Origin of the sequence: Muricauda sp. MAR_2010_75 (assembly GCF_000745185.1) — a bacterium.
Lineage (GTDB): Bacteria > Bacteroidota > Bacteroidia > Flavobacteriales > Flavobacteriaceae > Flagellimonas.
Genome location: NZ_JQNJ01000001.1, coordinates 1954661 through 1975797, shown reverse-complemented (window position 1 = coordinate 1975797; position 21137 = coordinate 1954661). Strand labels below are relative to the sequence as shown.

The window sequence follows — 21137 nt, the reverse complement described above, 5'->3', positions numbered from 1 at the left end:
TTATCAATTGAAAGGGAGCGTTCGTTCATTCCAATAAAATTACCTGACATATTTCTTTTCTCTTTGTACAAGCTTATCCGCAAAAATTTAGCTGTAAATCAACTTTATACCAAAAAAATATCAAAAATGAATTTAAGAATAGTATTGATGGGAATCTTACTCATCGTGACAGCCGGCATAAGCCATGCCCAATCCTATATTGGTTTGTTAGAGGATAATTACAATGGGGTTCATGGCATTCTCTCAAATCCAGCCAATATTGCAGATTCTAGACTAAAAACCGACATTAACCTATTTGGGGCCAGTTCGTTTGTTGGGAACAACTATGTTGGTTTTAATCTTGATGATGCTTTCAGTGATTTTAGTAAAGCATTTGACAACGCGGCGACCTTTCCTTCCGAGGACAACTTTATAGGATGGAATATTGATGTACTTGGCCCTTCCGTAATGCTCAGTCTCAGCAAAAAGCATTCATTTTCCTTTTTTACCAGGGCTAGGGCTTTTTTCAATGTAAATGAGGTAAACGGAGAACTTCTGGACAAAGAAGGTGGATTTGACGAATCTGAAGATTTCTTTTTGGATGAAGGTGATATCTCGGGTTCCTTTAATATATGGGCCGAAATTGGAGCAACCTATGCACGGGTTCTCTTGGACAATAAAGAACATTTTATAAAAGGTGGACTTTCCTTAAAATATATTCAGGGAATGGGGAATGTTTACATATATGGATCTGATATTACTGTAGGTTATGATTCCAACACAGGTCAAGTGACTACTACCGGACTGTTCAATTATGGGAATACCGATAGTCTTGATGATGAGGGCAATGGTGGTGATTTCTTTGATTTTAATGGTGGTGCCGGCATTGGTACAGATATAGGATTTGTTTATGAATGGAGGCCAGAACATGCCAAATACACCAAAACCGATGTTAACGGAAATCCTGTTGTGGACCGAGGTGCCAATAAGTACAAGTTTAAATTCGGTGCTTCGATCACAGATATCGGTAAAATTAATGATGTAAGCGGTGTTGATCGGTTCTATGACCTAAATGAAACCCAAGACAAGAGTAACTTTGATGGCGATGTTTTGGAAGAAGCGCTTTTGGACAATTTTCACCTGATATCCGAAACCGAATCCGTAAGCGTTACTTTGCCCACGGCACTCCACACCAATGTAGACTGGAATATCAATTCCAAATTATATCTCAACCTAAATGCAGATATGCCCCTTACATCCAAAGAAAAAATAAACACCAATAGAGTGTTGAACCAATTTAGGCTTACTCCCAGATTTGAGAGTACTTGGCTCGGAATTTATTCCCCTTTTAGTATTCTTGAGGGAGCAGGGTTCCAATGGGGTGCCGGGCTTAGGTTGGGACCAATATACTTAGGGTCTGGATCCATCATTTCAGCAATGGCCGGCAAGAACACAAAAGCCATTGATCTATATGCTGGTCTTAAAATTCCTGTGTATCAAAATAGGTTGAAAGACAAGGACAACGATGGTATAATTAACCAAGAGGATCAGTGCCCCGAGGTTGCTGGCCCGATTGAAAACAAAGGTTGCCCCTGGAAAGACACCGATGGCGATGGCATTTTGGACAAAGACGATGACTGTCCCAATGAAGCAGGTCCGGCAGAAAACAAAGGTTGCCCCTGGAAAGATACCGATGGTGATGGCGTATTGGACAAAGACGATGACTGCCCTAACGAAGCAGGTCTAGAGGAATACAATGGTTGCCCGGATGCGGATGAAGATGGAATCATAGACAATGATGATCGTTGTCCAAACACCCCAGGAAGTATAGAACACAAAGGTTGCCCTGATACCGATGGTGACACCCTTGCGGATATTGATGATGAATGCCCCAATATAGCAGGCCCAGTGAGCAACAAGGGATGTCCTGAAGTAACACAAGAGGTTCAAAAACAATTGAACGATTATGCCCGCACCATACTCTTTGATACCGGAAAGGTCACTATTAAGCCTGAGTCAGTATCAACGATGGTGGATATTATCCAAATATTGAATGAATACCCCAATGCTAAGTTTACTGTTGAAGGCCATACCGATAGTGTGGGAAGCAACGAAAGCAACCAAAGACTGTCGGAGGCCAGAGCAAATTCGGTCAGGGATTTCTTAATCAATGAAGGCATAACCTCAGACAGGCTGTCCGCAATTGGATATGGCGAGGAAAAACCTATAGCGTCAAATGCTACCAGAATTGGAAGACAACAGAACCGAAGAGTGGAAATCAACCTGATCAAATAGCTATCCTGTCCATAATTCAATTAAGAATGTAAGGTTTGGTGTAACTCGTGTATTCTTAAAAAGCAGTGATAGTTTGCCGCCAAGAAAATTTCTTGGCGGTTTTTTTATGGTTTTCAGTACTCCAAAGACCCCTCCATACATTAAGAATGAACAGCAGTACCCCTTCCCTATAAGCCCAGAAATATTCCATTTTGAGTTTTGCCCCGTAAATCCATTTATGCTTTTCGTCAATTCTAACCTTACATAGGTTAATTGGCCACTATATATATAAGATAGGTGTGGTACTTTAAATCTTATGTTAACATAAAGCCTTGTATTTCTTCCCAAGAATAGAGGGCAAAAACCTACTTGCTTATGACTAAATTTTTACACTCTATCAATTATTTGCTCCCCAATAATTTGGTCAACCTCTTCTGTTTGTCTTATGGTCGAACAATTAAATCGTTATTATGTCTATCAATATTTATCACTGGATTCCAATTATCCGCCCAAGAGGTAGACAATTGGTATTCTGCCGACAGGGCAATTAATACACCCTCTACTTTCCCAGGAGCACTAGATGAATTTACACCATACGCTCCTGCCGATGGTACACCAGTCAACGTATGGTATGAATTGGTGGATTTCGACATTAATTTTAGGCAAGATGCCATGAAGCATCCCAACCCGCTCAATTATGACCAACCCTGGCAAAATTACCCCAACCATGGCTTTGAACATCCGGGTGCCCCAGGATTTTTAACCCCGACCGGAACAATACCGGACGTACCAACATTGCGAAGAGATGTCTGGAACTTTAACCCTGCTGTGGAGTTTGATGGTTCTGGAACAGGCGACGCACTTTATTTCCGCTCACATGCAAGGGATGATATAATGGTTTATGTTGTCTTTGCTACAACTGGGGCTGGCAATACGGCAGAAACCCAAAGCTTGCTGTTCGGTGGAGATATCGATTCACATATAAGCTACCTCACCAACCTTTCTTTAGGAGTTTCCAGTAACAATAGTTTTTCAGTAGGTAGAACATGGGATACAGGTACATTTTTTCAAGCAGGTGGAATTGATTTATTGGAACGGCCTACTATTGGAGGTTTTATAAGGCAAACCGCTGTGAATCAAGAAACTCTGACAACCCGAGTAAACGGACTTGTGGATCCAAACATCAACGGCTTGGTTAGAAATGATGTAACGGCAGATGAGTCTTTGTTCTACTACAACAGAATGGGGAAACACTTCAACGATACCGACCCAGGAGGTGGTTCGGACCCAAGTAATCTTTCAGGTTTCATTGCAGAAGTAATGTTGGTGGATGGCGTTGCAGATGCCAATCATATTCAAAGATTGGAAAGCTATTTGGCTATAAAATATGGCATTACACTCAATTCATCCGGAACCTTGGGCAGTGTTACCGGAAATGATTCCTACGACTATCTAGCTGCTGATGGAACAACAATATGGGCTTTCGATACCACATACCGATATGATATCGCTGGTTTAGGAAAAGACAGGTTTTTAGATAGTGGTGCCAATAGATTAAGATACAACTTGTACCAGCGTATCTCAAAAAGTGTCAATACAGAGGCTATCGTTACAATGTCCACCAACTCAGATTTCGCTTCGGACAATTTAAATGATGGTAGAACTCCTATTGATGCTTCTCTTTCAACTTCTCCGCTTGAACATAATTATTTGATTTGGGGTAATGACCACGCTAGCCTAAATGTAACCAATGTAGAGTTACCTAATCCAAATACCACCGTTACCGAAAGAATTTCTAGGGAATGGCGCGTGCAAAAAACGTTTTCAGTTGGGGTTACCCCTATTGATAATGTCAGCATAAGGGTTGACATGTCCGGTTCAGATATGATTCTTACGGATCCTTGTGCTATCTATTTAATGATAGATACCGATGGCATTGCTCCTGCAGATGGAGATTTCACAACTGGCCCCATTACTTATATCAATGCTACAAGCGTAATTGGCACAGATGTCTTTTTTGATGGTGTTACTTTTGAACATCAAGATGTGTTCACTATTGGTTATGGTGATTTAATCCCTCCCACGGCAAGTAATGTTACTGAGCAAGTATGCGATACGGCCCCGGCTCCAGATCCAAACGTCATCACCGATGAAGCAGATAATTGTGCTGTTGCCTCAGTGGTGCTTATAAATGATGTATCAGATGGATTATCCAACCCAGAGACCATCACACGTACCTATAGAGTAACAGATACCTCAGGTAATTTTATTGATGTAACACACACCATTGAAGTATATACCACACCCGATGCCGGTACCCCCACCGATCTAGACATCTGTGAGGGCGACCTTACCAAATACAACCTGAACTCACAGCTGGCAGGAGAGGACAGCGGCGGCACATGGACCGACGTGAACGATGCCTTCGGCAACGGGGCCAACTCCGTGATCGCGGACCCTACCAACATGGACTTCTCCACAGTATTCCCCGGAAGTTATGACTTCACCTATACTGTAACAGCAACGGCACCTTGTATCGACGCCACTGCAACGGTAACAGTTACCATAGTTCCCGACCCTAACGTGGATGCGGGCTCAGATGAGGAAATATGCGAGGGTGATGTTTATGACCTCGCCACTTCAACCATAATACCTAGCGAGTCAGAAACCGCCTCTATATCATGGTCCACATCTGGAGATGGGTCGTTCTCCAACAATTTACTACTCGCACCCATCTACACTCCTGGGCCCAACGACATCATGGTAGGATCGGTAGTACTCACCCTCACCGGAACGGGCAACGGACCTTGCCCCGATGTACAGGATCAAATGACACTGACCATAACGCCTGCGCCAATTGTGGATGCAGGGTCAGATGAGTCAATCTGTGAGGGTGATGTTCACAATCTCGCTACTTCAACAACTGTACCCAGTGAGTCCAGCACCAGCTCCCTATTGTGGTCCACATCTGGGGACGGCTCATTCAATGACCCCAATACCTTGCTCCCAATCTATACCCCTGGGGCCAATGATATCGCCAACGGATTCGTAATGCTAACACTAACTGCTAGTGGTAATGGTTCCTGTCCAGACACGCAGGACCAAATGACATTGACCATAGATCAACTACCCTCCGCTGATGCCCATGAACCCTCGGCACAGATAGCGTTCGAGGTGTGCGGGCTTACCCACTCCGTCGATGCCTTGGCAGCCATCGGAACTGGTGTATGGACCAACGAATCCCCCATTGTCGGGAACGCCACCTTCACCGACCCCAGCAACGAGACCACCGATGTCTCGGTTGACACTTACGGGAACTACATATTTAGGTGGACCGACGTGAACGGGAGCTGCTCCGACTTCGACGAGATAAGCGTCACCTTTTATGAAGATCCCACACCCGCCAATGCAGGACCGGACATTGTACAGTGTAATAACGGAATCTTCAATATGGCTGCCAACACGCCCCTGGTAGGTATTGGGACATGGTCTGAAGTCGGAGGACCTTCCGGAATAGCAATAACCAACCCGAGCGACCCCTTGACAACAATAACGGGACTCTCAGCCGGAAGCTTTGCAACACTCAGGTGGACCATTTCAAACGGTACGTGTACCAACTCGTCAGATGATTTAATAATTACCAATGACCTACAGCCCTCGGCTGATGCCCACGAACCTTCCTTACAAAATGTATTCGAGGAGTGCGGGCTCACACACAATGTTGATGCGCTTGCGGCCGTAGGCACAGGAGAATGGACCATGGAGAGCGGACCAGGTGCCCTCTCCTTCGGCACAAACGCTAATGACCCCGACCAAACTTTCACCGTCAATGCCTACGGAACCTATACCTTCAGGTGGACCGACGTGAACGGGAGCTGCTCCGACCTTGACGAGATAACCGTCACCTTTTATGAAGATCCCACACCCGCCAATGCAGGACCTGACATCTTACAATGTGACAACAGCACCTTCTTCATGGCCGCCAATGCGCCTTTGGTGGGCACGGGAATCTGGACCCAAATTGCAGGTCCTGCTGTCGCAATAGACGACCCCTCTAGTCCCATAACTGGTGTCTCAGGACCACCTGTGGGATCATCCGTCACACTAAGATGGACTATATCAAACGGGGCCTGTGTCCCATCCTCGGACGATGTTGTGATTACTAACAACACACAACCAACCATCGGTGTGGATGTCTCCTCTGACCCCACTACCTGTGGTGGCAGTGATGGTAGCATGGACCTTCTGTTCACCAACGTACCAGATGGTATTTACACTATTGTGCACGATAGCGGGAGCTTCCCAAATGTTAGTGTATCATCCGGTGGCGCAACCATCGGCGGACTTCCTGCAGGCAACTATAATAATTTGAGGATAACTGTAAACGGATGTACCTCCACTCCAAACCCTAGTGTCTCTCTAATATCTCCAGGAGCTCCGGATATAGACCCCATATCTGACATCACCGCATGTGACTCCTATACCTTACCCAACATTACAGGAACCAACCTTACAGGTAATGAAGCCTATTTCACAGATCCAGGAGGTACCGGAATGAAGTATCTTCCAAGCGAAAGCATTACTACCTCGGGCACCTACTATATCTACGATGAAAATGGAGTTTGCTTCGATGAGGAATCCTTCACAATCACCATAGACCAGATGCCTATAGCAGATGCCCACGAACCCTCTGCACAGATAGCATTCGAGGAGTGCGGGCTCTCTCACTCTGTTGATGCCGTGGCGGCCATCGGCACCGGTACATGGACCAACGAGACCCCCCTTGTCGGGACCGCCACCTTCGCCGATCCCAACGACGAGACCACCGACATCACCGTGGACGCCCCGGGCACCTACACCTTCAGGTGGACCGACGTGAACGGGAGCTGCTCCGACTTCGACGAGATAAGCGTCACCTTCGACGCACAGCCCACAGCCGACGCGGGCACAGGCGGGACCGTCTGTAACATCGCCAATGCATTTGCCACCACTGCCGTGGCGGCCATCGGCACCGGTACATGGACCAACGAGACCCCCCTTGTCGGGACCGCCACCTTCGCCGATCCCAACGACGAGACCACCGACATCACCGTGGACGCCCCGGGCACCTACACCTTCAGGTGGACCGACGTGAACGGGAGCTGCTCCGACTTCGACGAGATAAGCGTCACCTTCGACGCACAGCCCACAGCCGACGCGGGCACAGGCGGGACCGTCTGTAACATCGCCAATGCATTTGCCACCACTGCCGTGGCGGCCATCGGCACCGGTACATGGACCAACGAGACCCCCCTTGTCGGGACCGCCACCTTCGCCGATCCCAACGACGAGACCACCGACATCACCGTGGACGCCCCGGGCACCTACACCTTCAGGTGGACCGACGTGAACGGGAGCTGCTCCGACTTCGACGAGATAAGCGTCACCTTCGACGCACAGCCCACAGCCGACGCGGGCACAGGCGGGACCGTCTGTAACATCGCCAATGCATTTGCCACCACTGCCGTGGCGGCCATCGGCACCGGTACATGGACCAACGAGACCCCCCTTGTCGGGACCGCCACCTTCGCCGATCCCAACGACGAGACCACCGACATCACCGTGGACGCCCCGGGCACCTACACCTTCAGGTGGACCGACGTGAACGGGAGCTGCTCCGACTTCGACGAGATAAGCGTCACCTTCGACGCACAGCCCACAGCCGACGCGGGCACAGGCGGGACCGTCTGTAACATCGCCAATGCATTTGCCACCACTGCCGTGGCGGCCATCGGCACCGGTACATGGACCAACGAGACCCCCCTTGTCGGGACCGCCACCTTCGCCGATCCCAACGACGAGACCACCGACATCACCGTGGACGCCCCGGGCACCTACACCTTCAGGTGGACCGACGTGAACGGGAGCTGCTCCGACTTCGACGAGATAAGCGTCACCTTCGACGCACAGCCCACAGCCGACGCGGGCACAGGCGGGACCGTCTGTAACATCGCCAATGCATTTGCCACCACTGCCGTGGCGGCCATCGGCACCGGTACATGGACCAACGAGACCCCCCTTGTCGGGACCGCCACCTTCGCCGATCCCAACGACGAGACCACCGACATCACCGTGGACGCCCCGGGCACCTACACCTTCAGGTGGACCGACGTGAACGGGAGCTGCTCCGACTTCGACGAGATAAGCGTCACCTTCGACGCACAGCCCACAGCCGACGCGGGCACAGGCGGGACCGTCTGTAACATCGCCAATGCATTTGCCACCACTGCCGTGGCGGCCATCGGCACCGGTACATGGACCAACGAGACCCCCCTTGTCGGGACCGCCACCTTCGCCGATCCCAACGACGAGACCACCGACATCACCGTGGACGCCCCGGGCACCTACACCTTCAGGTGGACCGACGTGAACGGGAGCTGCTCCGACTTCGACGAGATAAGCGTCACCTTCGACGCACAGCCCACAGCCGACGCGGGCACAGGCGGGACCGTCTGTAACATCGCCAATGCATTTGCCACCACTGCCGTGGCGGCCATCGGCACCGGTACATGGACCAACGAGACCCCCCTTGTCGGGACCGCCACCTTCGCCGATCCCAACGACGAGACCACCGACATCACCGTGGACGCCCCGGGCACCTACACCTTCAGGTGGACCGACGTGAACGGGAGCTGCTCCGACTTCGACGAGATAAGCGTCACCTTCGACGCACAGCCCACAGCCGACGCGGGCACAGGCGGGACCGTCTGTAACATCGCCAATGCATTTGCCACCACTGCCGTGGCGGCCATCGGCACCGGTACATGGACCAACGAGACCCCCCTTGTCGGGACCGCCACCTTCGCCGATCCCAACGACGAGACCACCGACATCACCGTGGACGCCCCGGGCACCTACACCTTCAGGTGGACCGACGTGAACGGGAGCTGCTCCGACTTCGACGAGATAAGCGTCACCTTCGACGCACAGCCCACAGCCGACGCGGGCACAGGCGGGACCGTCTGTAACATCGCCAATGCATTTGCCACCACTGCCGTGGCGGCCATCGGCACCGGTACATGGACCAACGAGACCCCCCTTGTCGGGACCGCCACCTTCGCCGATCCCAACGACGAGACCACCGACATCACCGTGGACGCCCCGGGCACCTACACCTTCAGGTGGACCGACGTGAACGGGAGCTGCTCCGACTTCGACGAGATAAGCGTCACCTTCGACGCACAGCCCACAGCCGACGCGGGCACAGGCGGGACCGTCTGTAACATCGCCAATGCATTTGCCACCACTGCCGTGGCGGCCATCGGCACCGGTACATGGACCAACGAGACCCCCCTTGTCGGGACCGCCACCTTCGCCGATCCCAACGACGAGACCACCGACATCACCGTGGACGCCCCGGGCACCTACACCTTCAGGTGGACCGACGTGAACGGGAGCTGCTCCGACTTCGACGAGATAAGCGTCACCTTCGACGCACAGCCCACAGCCGACGCGGGCACAGATGTGGAGGCATGTGACTCCTATACCCTGCCGGCACTCATAACGGGCAACTATTTCACAGGGCCCGGTGGGACAGGCACACCGCTTTCTGAAGGAAGTATAATTACTTCGTCACAAACGATATATGTATTTAATTCTGGAAATGGAATTTGTCCAGATGCTGAAGAAAGTTTTGAGGTGACTATAATTGGATTTAGTGTTACCACAACTGTTCAAAATGAGACATGTTGGGAAAGCAATGATGGTTCTGTTTCGGTCGCTATTGGTAATGCGGTTTTCCCCATAACAGTTCAATTGAGCAATATGGAACCTATAGTTTTCAATACAGATTCATTTTCTATAGATGGTTTAGCACCAGGGAATTATGAAATGAGCGTAATCGATGCCACAGGCTGTCAAACCAATACGAACTTTGACATTCAATCTGGAGGACCAAACCTTGGGGGTAGTGTTGATGTGACATATTTGTGTGGCACCGACCTTCCATCAAACACCATTGCTGTAAGCCTGTTTGACCCAACAGTTGGTAATGATGTGCTCTATGCCTTGGACTCTACTGACCCCAATGATTTTATCCTAAGTCCAGATTTTGGAAATATCAGTGATGGGAATCACAGTCTATTCATAATGCACAACAATGGCTGCCTTGCGGAGATTCCTTTTGATGTTGAAAACTTTGAGCAATTAGAGCTGACACTAACCAGTGAATATGTAAATCAAATCACTGCAAATGTTATTGGAGGAATGGCTCCTTACACCTATTACTTTGACAACAACAGTGGAACTTCTTCCAACACATATACCATTGATCGAAGTGGAACCTTCACGGTAAGAGTCTTGGACAGTATTGGTTGTGAAGTTCTGCAAAGCATAACAATGAACTTAGTGGATATAACAATCCCTGACTTCTTTACTCCAAACAATGATTTGCAATATGATACTTGGGCACCGAGAAATACCGAACTGTTCCCCGATGTTGAAACTTACATTTTTGATAGATACGGAAGGAAAATTCAGATTCTGGGTCCAACAGATGAGTGGAACGGGGAATACGAATCCAATCCAATGCCTTCTGGGGATTACTGGTATGTTGTAAAGCTAAATGATGGGTCTGGACGCGAATTCGTTGGGCACTTTACATTGTATAGATAAAATTTAATTGATAAATGAAGAGAGTTGTTGTTTTCTTGATATGTATGAATTTATTCCTTGTGAAAGGACAGGAATTGACCATACCCCAATTGTCACAATACTTGTCTGACAACCCATTTTTAATGTCCCCATCCTTTGCTGGAATAGGAAACTATGTAAAGGTGAGAATGAACGGGGTTACCCAGTGGGTGGGTATCAAGGATGCTCCTGACACCCAATCCTTGTCAGCAGATGTACGATTGGGAAACAGGTCCGGGATTGGAATGGTAATATACAATGACTCCAATGGTGAAACTAAACAACGTGGTGGAAAAGTCTCATTTGCACATCACCTAACCATTAATAAATATGATGATCATTATTTCTCCTTTGCCCTATCTTTTAACCTCAACCAGTTTAGAATAGATATTGAAAACTTTGACCCCAATGGCGATTCGGGCATTATAAACGATCGGTCTTCGAGCAATCCAAATTTTGATATTGGCACCTTATATAGAAAGGGAGGTTTTTATTTGAGCCTCAATGCTTCAAATATCTTAAATAAGGACATCGAAAAGTTCAACCCGGTTTTTGAACCCAATACGCTACGGAATTACTATCTATATTCCGGATATACCTATCGAAGGAGCAGAAGGGCCGATTTTGAGATTGAACCTTCAATATTCTTCCAGTATTTTGAAAATGACCAGCGTTCTGTGACCGATGTTAACACCAAATTCAAATGGTATGATTTTGTTGACTATTACTATGCTGGATTTACCTATCGGTTTTTAAATGATCAACTCGGATCCCCTCTTTATGTGGCTCCCATTATAGGGCTAAAAAAAGGAGATTTTTACTTTGGCTATTCGTATCAGGTAATCATGAACGAACTATTGGGGTATTCAAAAGGCACCCACGTAATAACCTTAGGCATAGATCTTTTCCAAGGCATTTCAAACTGCACTTGTACTTATTAAACAATTAAAAAAACTATTCTACTATGAAACAAAACCCAAAAACATCCAAAAAACTTAACCTACTTGCTTTTTTTGGTATTCTAATCTTTTTCTCTTCCTGTAGTAATGATAGGGATGTTTTCCCATTGGTTACTGAAGTCGGAGAAGTTGAAATTACCGCCTCCACCACAGATACCATTGTAACTATTGTGGTAAACAACATGAAAGTCCCTGTTTATCTCTCAATTCCAGAGGGTTGTAACCATGAGAGCCATCCTGCCGTAGTGGTCATGCATGGATCTTATGGTCTATGGTACCAGAACAATCCAGATAGCAAAGTTATGTCTGGCCAATTTACAGAATGGCAAAATATTCTAGCCCAAAACTGTATTGTTGGGGCATTTGTGGACAGCTACACCGGAAGAGGAGTGACCACGAGAACGGAAAAATGGAGGGAACTCCCAGATAACATTCGTATCAGTGCCCAATTTATAAGGCCTAGGGATGCCAATGCCGCTCTTACCCTGTTGAAAAACTTAAAATATGAGGATGGGAGTGCCGTTGTTCGAAAAGAGGACATTGCCCTTTTAGGGTTTTCTGATGGAGCTACAGCCGTAGCCTCCACTTTGATCGATTTAGATAAAGTTCCAAAAGATTTTGAGTGGACCCAAAGTGAAGATGGTAATGAGTATGATGCTTCAGACGGAATATTGCCTCCCCAACCCAAACCTGAAGTAGGTTTTGCCGGGGGCGTATTTTATTATGGAGGTTCCGTAGGGTTTAACTACTGGGGAAAACACCCTTGTGGTTCCGAGGCCATGGAAGGAAATGTCTTTTACCCGTATGCTCCAATGCTCTACCAGATACCTGCTAATGACGTTCTCACAGAAAATACATTGTGCCTTATAGACATCCTCAAAGAAAAAGGTGCTCCCGTTCAAATGGAATATTATGAAGGTGCATCACATGGCTTTGATTATGATGACATTCCTGAAAGTGACCTAGCGAGGCAACGTACCATCAATTGGTTGAAAGATTTATTGAACATGAACTGACCTCTATCAAATAATCAAAAAAATTTCATGGACAATATCTAGCATTGTTTCCTATTGCCCCATAAGGAACAATACACATCAACCTTCTACAAAAGTTCCCAAGAACCACAAGGCCCAAAGCGCCAAAACTGTCCATGAGAAAGTTAATGTCCTTAAAAACATCTAGGTCATTCTTTAATGCAGTTTGGGAACTCAAAACCTTCATCCTCAAAACAAAAAAAGTATAAGTCCCATTAAGGGATAGAATCAGAATACCTAAACAATAATTGAAATGAGAGAAAGCTTTCTTGAAAAATGGATTTTGGATTTAGTAAAATCTGAATACGAACAAGGAAATATCCCTAAAAAGGCAACATACCGGTTAAGGGAGCGAATGGACGATTTTATAGAGGTTACCATTGAATGGATGGATAAAGAAAAAAACCACTACAAGATTGTTTACAATGCTAGGTCATTTGGCAAACATAAAACAGAGAAAAACTCTGAAATTACCGATGACCCCAATTCCATATTTGAACTTGAGAACTACTATACTTTGGAGATACACACTTATTTAAACCATATAAAAAGGAACTACAGTTCAAGAAAAATTGCCAATTATGATGTGATGAACGTTGTTGGGCAATTGGAACATTCAGATGAAAATTCAGATATAGAAACATGAAAATCAAATATATCTACAACTAGTTGGATTGGCCTGTTTTTTACGTGCTCAATACTTAAAAGGTAAACAACAAGCCAGTTGATTTTAAATGGGGATATCCTGAATCCTAAAATGGCTTGGATTAGAATAAAAATTACCAATATGTGCACTTAATCTATAAAAACACGCACTTTATCGCATGGAAATTATTTGTCAATTGAGAATGCCCATCCATCCATTCCTTGACCAAATATCGTCCTACAATTTGTTACTTGTTGCTAGGTTTAAACGTTCCCAAAGTTTCCAAATAAAAAAAGAATTATGCAACTGTTTACGATTATATGGACGTTGGTTTGTGCAGCAATAATTATAGGATACCCCATTTATCTTTTTAATAGATCATCTTCCGCAACGGAAAATGATAGTGCGCATTCCGGGCCATTGCCGTGCAATACTGTAGAACTGTTATCCTTTGATATAACGCACCAGCTACCAGGTTGGTCGTTTACAATTGATGTTCCACAAATTACAGAGGAGGTACTATACAATAATCCAATTCTTTTTTATTTAGAGTCCGAAGATACCTGCCTAAAACTTCCATTTAATAATGGCATTTTAGGGTATTCCGCAAGCGTGTATAAAAATGTTGGAAAAGTATATGTCACATTCAAATCTCTTAGTGATGGGGTTTCCAACTTTTACATTCCAGCCTGGCATCTGAGCAAACTGAAAATACTTATCATAAAATCACGGGATAAAAGGATTTATGGTGACTGGGGAGCAAAACCAAACAAATCTCCCATACATAAAGGTCTTATAAAGGCAGGTATCAACATCAATGATTATGAAGATATTCTAGGGTATTTCAGCAATATAGCAGCAATAGACTTTAAGGGACATTTTGTAGCCCCAATGCCCAAAAGGAAAGAACAAAAAGTTAAAGTGCCTTCGCTGGAATCTCAAGATCAAAAGTTATGTTCCACCGCTTAACCTACTTGTTGAAATTTTAGTGTTCATGTACGTAAAAAGTGGGATTCCTGAAAAGGGTCTCACTTTTTATAAAATTTCCATAAACCCATAAAGGCAATTTATAAACCCAAAACCCATTTACGTCAACTTACCCCAATAAGTTAAGACGAACCCAAGTAGTTTTATTCAAAATAAAGTGCATAAATGAAGTCAAAACGAAAAAAAACTATAGGGCTGCACACAGACAACCATGTCATTATCTTCAGTTCTGGCGATGAAGATAGTGCAGCCCAACATCTATACTTTTCTTTTGGATCAAATCAAACTTGCACATCCACACTGCAAAAAACAACTCACCATGAGTATCTTTTTAGTAACGCTGATAGCTAGTATGGGGTTATGCTGCGCACGGTAATATTAAGAAAAGAAAGTGGTGAGTTATATCTATTTTAATAATGTTCATTTCAATCAAAAACCTCTATATCATGACAACCTCTCCATAATTTATCCAAATTAATCCAGTATTTCTAAGGCATAACGCACCCTTCCCTCCCCCAAATCCCTACAGGACACCAATTGCTGTTAGATAATGCCAAGTCATGCAGCCTATACCAATCATGTCTGTATTTGACTTACATAGAATGATTTATTCCAGTAAAACAATTTAATTATTACCGGTAACGACCCTATAAGTAACTACTGAAAATCTTTTGGAAAGACTATTAATTGACCGCAAATGGAAAAATTTCCATAACTTAATCTGATTGCTTTTTTCAGCAATGAGGACAAAGTACAGATGCCAATATAAGAAGACAGGAATATTTCTCTTAGTCTAAAAATATAAAAAAATACTATTCTTTCAAATTTTATAAGAAAAATACTTCATTGTTGCGTGAAATGGTTTTAGGAGTCATTATCCTTTTTTTGGATTTAACTTATATGATGCCGCTTGGAGCAGGTATGAAGTATAACATTTGTAATGTTGATGCATACAGTGTTGGGATGCATACAATAAACAACCCCCCTACAAAGCTTACAATGTTTATCCGACCAACAATGGCCCAAAGGAAATACAAGGATGACACCAAATTTGGTGTCAACCGAAAAATCACTTGAAATGAGAATTACCACAAAATTAATAACCCATCAAAAAACAACCACATGATTTTGAAAGTAGTAATCATAGAAGACGAAAAGCATAGTAGGGAAACTCTACGGTCCATGCTTGAAGAGTTTTGTCAAGATGTCAAAGTAATTGCCACCGCCAGTTCTGTAAAAGAAGCTGTTAAAGTACTTTCCATTTATAGCCCAGACGTTGTTTTTCTGGATATTGAATTGCAGCCCGGCTTAGGGTTCGATGTTCTGGAGCAAATAAAGGAGCCCAGTTTTGAAATCATATTTACAACAGCCTTTGAAAAATATGCCATTAAAGCCATAAAGTTCAGTTCTTTGGACTATCTATTAAAACCTGTAGATCTGGATGAATTACAAGATGCCGTTGAAAAAGCCAGAACCCGAATGGACACCAACGTCTATCGCCAACAGATAGATACGCTTATGCAAAGTCTGTCCAGCGGGACCAACAAACAGGAAAAAATCTGTCTTGCCACCACCGCCGGGATGGAATTTATTGCCATTGAAGACATTATCCTTTGCAAAGCCGATGGTTCCTATACCTGTTTTGTTCTCAAGAACAATAGCACATTGCTGGTGAGCAAGCACTTAAAAGAATATGAAAATCTATTGGCCGATCAACAATTTATGCGAGTGCACAACAGCTATCTGATCAACCTGAACGAAGTAAAAAAATACATAAAGTCAGATGGTGGGTATATCATCATGAGCAATGATATGCATGTAAGCATTTCTCCAAGAAAAAAAGACGACCTTATCTATGCCATGAAACGTTTGTAAAATTTCCAATTCAAAAAAATAGGTCTATTGCTCGTCTTTTTTGGATTTTGAATCCAGTAGCCCTTTTGTAAATTCATTCAAGGCTTCCACCTTTTCTTCAAAATTGCCTTTGAGTGTATCCCGATAGGTATTTAGGTTTTTCACCAAATCATCTATATTCTCCGGAAGAACATCCTCAAAAAACTGTCGGAGTCGCTTGGCTGTGGTCGGTGATTTTCCATTTGTGGATATGGCTACTTTTACATTTCCCTTGGTCACAATTCCACCCATGTAAAAATCACAGTACGGAGGATTATCAGCAACGTTTACTAAAATACTACGTTCACGACAATCATGGTATACTTGCTCATTAACCTCCACCTTGTCCGTGCAGGCTACTACAATATGCTTCCCCTTTAAAAAGCTTTCTTGATATTCAGCATACGTGATTTCGGCGGAGTGCTTTTGGGCCAACGCCAAGGTTTCCGGCAGAAACTCAGGGGCCACCATTTGTACTTGGGCATTGGGGCTGGATTTCAGCAAAAAGGTCAACTTTTCCAAACCTACATTGCCTCCGCCAACAATGAGCACATTCAAATTGGATACCTTTAAAAAAATCGGATAGAGCTCATTCTTTTCCATGGAATTTTGCTTTTGCTCCTTCAAAGGTATTGGTTTTCAGGCAAGCTATCCCATTCTTTAAGGAATCATTAAAACGATGCCTTTACTTTTTAATGACCTTACCCCCACTGGATAAAACCTGCCGCACTATTTGGGCATCACCTTTATAGTACAGCCTACCATCTGAACTCGCAACTACATCAATAGTCTCAAAAACCGTTAAATAGGCCTCAGCATCGGAGGAGAGTTCAACCTCAAGGTCATTTACATGTAGCCCATATCCTTTCAACTCGGCATCCGAGGATAATGCAGTATCCATGTGATCTACATCACCTACTAAATCCATTGTAGCATCAGCGGAAAGTCGAACTATGGCATTTTCAATAGTAGCTTCGCCATCCAGATAAGCACTTGACGATAGATCAAAGTACGCATTTGTAGTTTCTAGATAGAGTTCCGCGTCACTATCCGACTCTGCCCGAAGTTCAAAATCATCAGCCACAATATCCCCTATAAAGTGCCCATCAGAACTCAAGTCAATATAAACACTGCTCGAATGAAGTGGGCTTTCCAAGAATATCGCGGCATCCGAAGACGCCTTGAACCATGAAATATTGCTTGTGGTGATGTAAAGGTTCAAGGTCTCCCTACCCTTGACCCTTATGTTGTTTTCCAACTTCACGACCAATTTGTTTCCTTCCATGTACACATCCATTCTGTTGAAAAGATTGTCATTGGCCTTAATTTCCACGCGCTCCTCCGTTTCCGAAAAAGTGACATAGGCATTAAAATCCGTTGCTACCTGTAGTGCGGTAATATTTTCAAAATCGTAGTTTCTTGTGGATACTTCCTCGGAAACCCAAACCGTTTCCTGTACACATGAAGTTGCCACTAACCCCATCGCCAAGGCGACAAAGGCATGTTTAAAAGTTTTCATGCTATTCGTTTTTTGATGTAAAATAATTGTTAGGAACCCAATTCCCGTTCCAATTGCAATACGGGCATCCAATGAAAATTAATGGCAGACCATTCGTCCATTTCCACGGCTTCGGCACTTCTTAAAAATACGGTCCCATTTTGGGTGAAGACATGACTGGCCAGGATTCCTTTATTGATTGACTGTTCGTTTTTTGATTTAAAGGCCATTGTTCAAATGTTTTTTATACCGATTCCTTCCCATGTTGAACACACCTACTTTTAGCCCAATTCCACCCGAAAACCCATTAATGTTTCGCAACGGACTATCTTCCAATTCCAGCCTGCTTGAAAAGCGGTATTTTACGCCTGCTTCCAGTTGCAAATATCTGGATATGTTGAAAAGTAAACTCACCCCGGGTTCTGCCACAAAAACGGCATAAATATCATCCTCATTGGGATCGTCCACTGGATCGTCAAAGTTATTGGCCAAATAACCCACTCCCCCTGCTCCGATCAATAAGGGAAAAGAAAGGTTAACTGTTGACTTGCTAAAAAGAATGGGCTCCAAATGTATTCCTCCGTAGCCCCCAATCAAGTCCTCATTTAGCGTTCTTGGATTGTCTTGTTCGGAGTACAGAAAAACCCCGGAAAAACCAACCTCGAACTGTCGGTTGGCCACGTAGGCTACTTTGAGGCCTCCTAAATAGGTAGATTTGCCCCTCATTTCCCCGTAATATGTGGTAAGGCCCAAGTATACACCGTGCACTACATTCTTACGGTCATTAAATTCAATGTAATCCGTATTGTCCTGTGTTTGCTGGCCCCACGCCAAACACCCAAATAACAATAGCGGAAGTAAAGGTTTGAGTTGTATCATTTTTCGTTTTTTGATTTTCATTCTAAAGACATTCAAAATTTGAAAGGGTTGCACTGGAATTAATTTTTTTCTGATTTTTTATAAAAAATCAATCCGTCAGCACAATCACCCCTTTGATTCCATTGATGGAAAAACTCCCCCGATTACCCGTTCCATACTTGGCCGTAATATCCCTGATTTTGCTCCCTTCATTGGTAACATGGGTGTTGATGTTGGCAAAGGTCTTTGGAACCCGCAAAAGTCCTTGTTCCAAAGTGGCCTTAAAATCAAATGCCAAGCCTGTAATATTTATATTGATTTCAGAGGATTCCTGCACAATATTGATGTCTGCGTCGGGTTTCACTATCTTTTGAATGTCCACCTCCGCTATCCTTAGTGTGAGGAACAACTCATTTGTTACACTGGCAATGTCCGCATTCGAGAATTTAAAATCGCCGCGTAATGCATCAATCGACTCCAGTTCTACCTCATCCTTACTGGAGTAGAGTTCCAAGTCTGAAATTGCCCCTAACCGAATATCACTGCCACTACTTATTATTTTCAACTTTTGGGCACTTTCCACATCTATGGTTCCGTTGTCCATCTTTATGTTTCCATAGCCCAGATTTCGGGCATGGAACTTTCCAAAACGCATGTCCACTTTAGCCGTTGAGATGTTTCCATTAATGTAGATATCACCATGTTGTACATCGGTTTCCAAATCCCCCTTCCAGGAATCTATGATGATGTCCCCAAACTTATTGGTGATGTTGAGCTCGGCATTGACGGGTAGGTACACCTCATAATCAATCTGTACGTTGGACTTGTCAAAATCAAACGGATTGGCCTTGCTAAAATATTTCGCAAAAATATTGGCATCGCGGTCCTTGATTTCCGAAATAAACTGGATGAAATTACCCGCTTGAACAGCTTTGGGTTGAATCCGATCCAACAATTTCTCAGCGCTTTCATCCTTCCTGTGGTTCACTTCAATTGAGATGGAAACCTTTACTTGGTTTCTTTCCCATCCATTAATGGTCACATTCCCATACTTGTTTTCTATATGGACCTTGCCCGTAGGAGAAAGATCATAAGTCTTGTCCCATCGCTTGCTCCGCTCACTTTGAGCAAAGACCGTCAAAGTACACAGCAACAGACCCACTGTCGCCCATGTGTTTTTATAAAATGTACCCTTCATAATCCATTTCTTTTTTGGACGCATTGATCTGTCTCAATAAATTTTCAATCAGTTCAATGCGCTTTTTATAATTTGCCACAATGGCCTCCAAAACCCGCTCATTGTCCAAGTTATTTCGCATTTCCAATTTTAGTTGTTGATATTCCCTATCCAGTTCGTCCATAAAAGACAGAAACTCTTCTTTGTCATCAGCCGATAATTTGGGATGGTTTTTCACCAATTGTACCTGTTGATATACCAAATGCTGGTAGTGCATGTCTATTTCCAAGAGCTCCTCATTGGCATAGGCATCCATTTTCTGGATGGGATTGTTCAAGGTGAAAAATGTCATCACAGATAGCCCCAATAGCAAAACAATGGAAGCTGCGGCCCATAGCTTTCTAGATTTCCAAAGCACAATTACCTTAGGTTCCGGTTTCTCATCCAGTTGGGAAGCGATTCCTTGCCACAATTTGTCCTTGTCCACTTTGTGAACATCAAAGGCCTGTTTGTTTTCCCTAATATGTTTTTCAAAATTGTCCATCATAGTTCATTTACAATTTGAATGAGTTTCTTTTTAGCACGATGATATTGCGATTTTGAGGTGGAGGTGGTAATTCCCATAATTTCTCCGATTTCTACATGATCGTACCCTTCAATCAAGTAGAGCGTGATGATCTGTCGGTATCCTTCCGGAAGTTGTGCTAGACCAACTTTTATCTTTTCAATTTCAAATTGGTCAGGTTCTGCTTCCTTTTCTTCTTCCAAAAACTCTCCTTCATTTTCCATGGAAGAGAACAGCAAACGTTTTGTTTTTAGGTGATTGATGCTCTTGTTGATCACAATCCGTTTCAACCAAGCCCCAAACGTGCTCTCAAACCTGAAGGAATCCAATTTTTTAAAAGCCTCTACAAAACTCTCTTGGATAATGTCCTCCGCATCCTCCCGAATGGTCAACAAACGCATGGCAACATTGAACATGGCATCCACATACAATCCATACAACTGGTATTGTGCGTTGCGGTTCCCCTCTTTACTCTGCTCCACCAAAGCTTGGTGCGTAAAACGTACGTTTGCTTCCAAAAATTCCGGACGGTTATTCAAATACGGCTAAAAATAATCCTATTTCATTCTATCTCAATGACAAACTAAAAATGAAAAG

At 44.5% G+C, this 21137-nt stretch carries 14 protein-coding genes; 7 read left to right on the top strand and 7 right to left on the bottom strand.

All coding sequences use genetic code 11. The features are described from left to right. Positions 1 to 126: 126 nt before the first annotated feature. The 7 genes from FG28_RS08785 to FG28_RS08745 all read left to right on the top strand — a co-directional run bounded on the left by FG28_RS08785 (position 127) and on the right by FG28_RS08745 (position 16424). Entirely contained in the window at positions 127 to 2274 is a 2148-nt protein-coding gene (locus FG28_RS08785; RefSeq protein WP_036386360.1) for a DUF5723 family protein, read from the top strand. Positions 2275 to 2628: 354 nt separating this feature from the next. Further along, positions 2629 to 10905, top strand: coding sequence for a T9SS type B sorting domain-containing protein (locus tag FG28_RS08780; protein ID WP_156102240.1), 8277 nt, complete (start codon positions 2629 to 2631; stop codon positions 10903 to 10905). Between the two features lie 14 nt (positions 10906 to 10919). Then, on the top strand, positions 10920 to 11864 hold the full coding sequence (locus FG28_RS08775) for a type IX secretion system membrane protein PorP/SprF (protein ID WP_036382032.1): 945 nt from the start codon (positions 10920 to 10922) through the stop codon (positions 11862 to 11864). 23 nt (positions 11865 to 11887) lie between these two features. Then, a complete protein-coding gene (locus tag FG28_RS08770; RefSeq protein WP_036382028.1) occupies positions 11888 to 12898 on the top strand; it encodes a dienelactone hydrolase family protein in 1011 nt (336 codons plus the stop codon). A 271-nt stretch (positions 12899 to 13169) separates the two neighbouring features. After that, positions 13170 to 13562 carry a hypothetical protein gene (locus FG28_RS08760; protein ID WP_036382022.1) on the top strand — a complete coding sequence of 131 codons (393 nt, stop codon included), beginning with the start codon at positions 13170 to 13172 and terminating at the stop codon, positions 13560 to 13562. Between the two features lie 300 nt (positions 13563 to 13862). Next, positions 13863 to 14531 carry a hypothetical protein gene (locus FG28_RS08755; protein ID WP_036382020.1) on the top strand — a complete coding sequence of 223 codons (669 nt, stop codon included), beginning with the start codon at positions 13863 to 13865 and terminating at the stop codon, positions 14529 to 14531. Between the two features lie 1140 nt (positions 14532 to 15671). Then, on the top strand, positions 15672 to 16424 hold the full coding sequence (locus FG28_RS08745; protein ID WP_036382015.1) for a LytTR family DNA-binding domain-containing protein: 753 nt from the start codon (positions 15672 to 15674) through the stop codon (positions 16422 to 16424). Between the two features lie 24 nt (positions 16425 to 16448). Here the strand turns inward: FG28_RS08745 and FG28_RS08740 are convergent, their stop codons facing one another. From FG28_RS08740 to FG28_RS08710, 7 genes are all read right to left on the bottom strand, one after another. Then, positions 16449 to 17045 (bottom strand): bifunctional precorrin-2 dehydrogenase/sirohydrochlorin ferrochelatase, encoded by a 597-nt coding sequence (locus FG28_RS08740; RefSeq protein WP_036382012.1) that lies wholly within the window; start codon positions 17043 to 17045, stop codon positions 16449 to 16451. Between the two features lie 82 nt (positions 17046 to 17127). Continuing rightward, complete coding sequence (locus FG28_RS08735) at positions 17128 to 17961, bottom strand: GIN domain-containing protein (protein ID WP_036382008.1); 834 nt, start codon at positions 17959 to 17961, stop codon at positions 17128 to 17130. 29 nt (positions 17962 to 17990) lie between these two features. Beyond that, positions 17991 to 18170, bottom strand: a complete 180-nt coding sequence (locus FG28_RS08730; protein WP_036382005.1) for a hypothetical protein — start codon at positions 18168 to 18170, stop codon at positions 17991 to 17993. Beyond that, entirely contained in the window at positions 18160 to 18819 is a 660-nt protein-coding gene (locus FG28_RS08725) for a hypothetical protein (protein WP_156102239.1), read from the bottom strand. The genes FG28_RS08730 and FG28_RS08725 overlap by 11 nt, the downstream gene beginning before the upstream one ends. Positions 18820 to 18907: 88 nt before the next feature. Then, complete coding sequence (locus FG28_RS08720) at positions 18908 to 19996, bottom strand: hypothetical protein (RefSeq protein WP_036381999.1); 1089 nt, start codon at positions 19994 to 19996, stop codon at positions 18908 to 18910. Next, positions 19977 to 20522, bottom strand: a complete 546-nt coding sequence (locus tag FG28_RS08715) for a hypothetical protein (RefSeq protein WP_036381997.1) — start codon at positions 20520 to 20522, stop codon at positions 19977 to 19979. The genes FG28_RS08720 and FG28_RS08715 overlap by 20 nt, the downstream gene beginning before the upstream one ends. Further along, positions 20519 to 21058, bottom strand: a complete 540-nt coding sequence (locus FG28_RS08710) for an RNA polymerase sigma factor (protein ID WP_036386358.1) — start codon at positions 21056 to 21058, stop codon at positions 20519 to 20521. Before FG28_RS08710 ends, FG28_RS08715 begins: the two co-directional genes overlap by 4 nt. Positions 21059 to 21137: the final 79 nt, after the last annotated feature.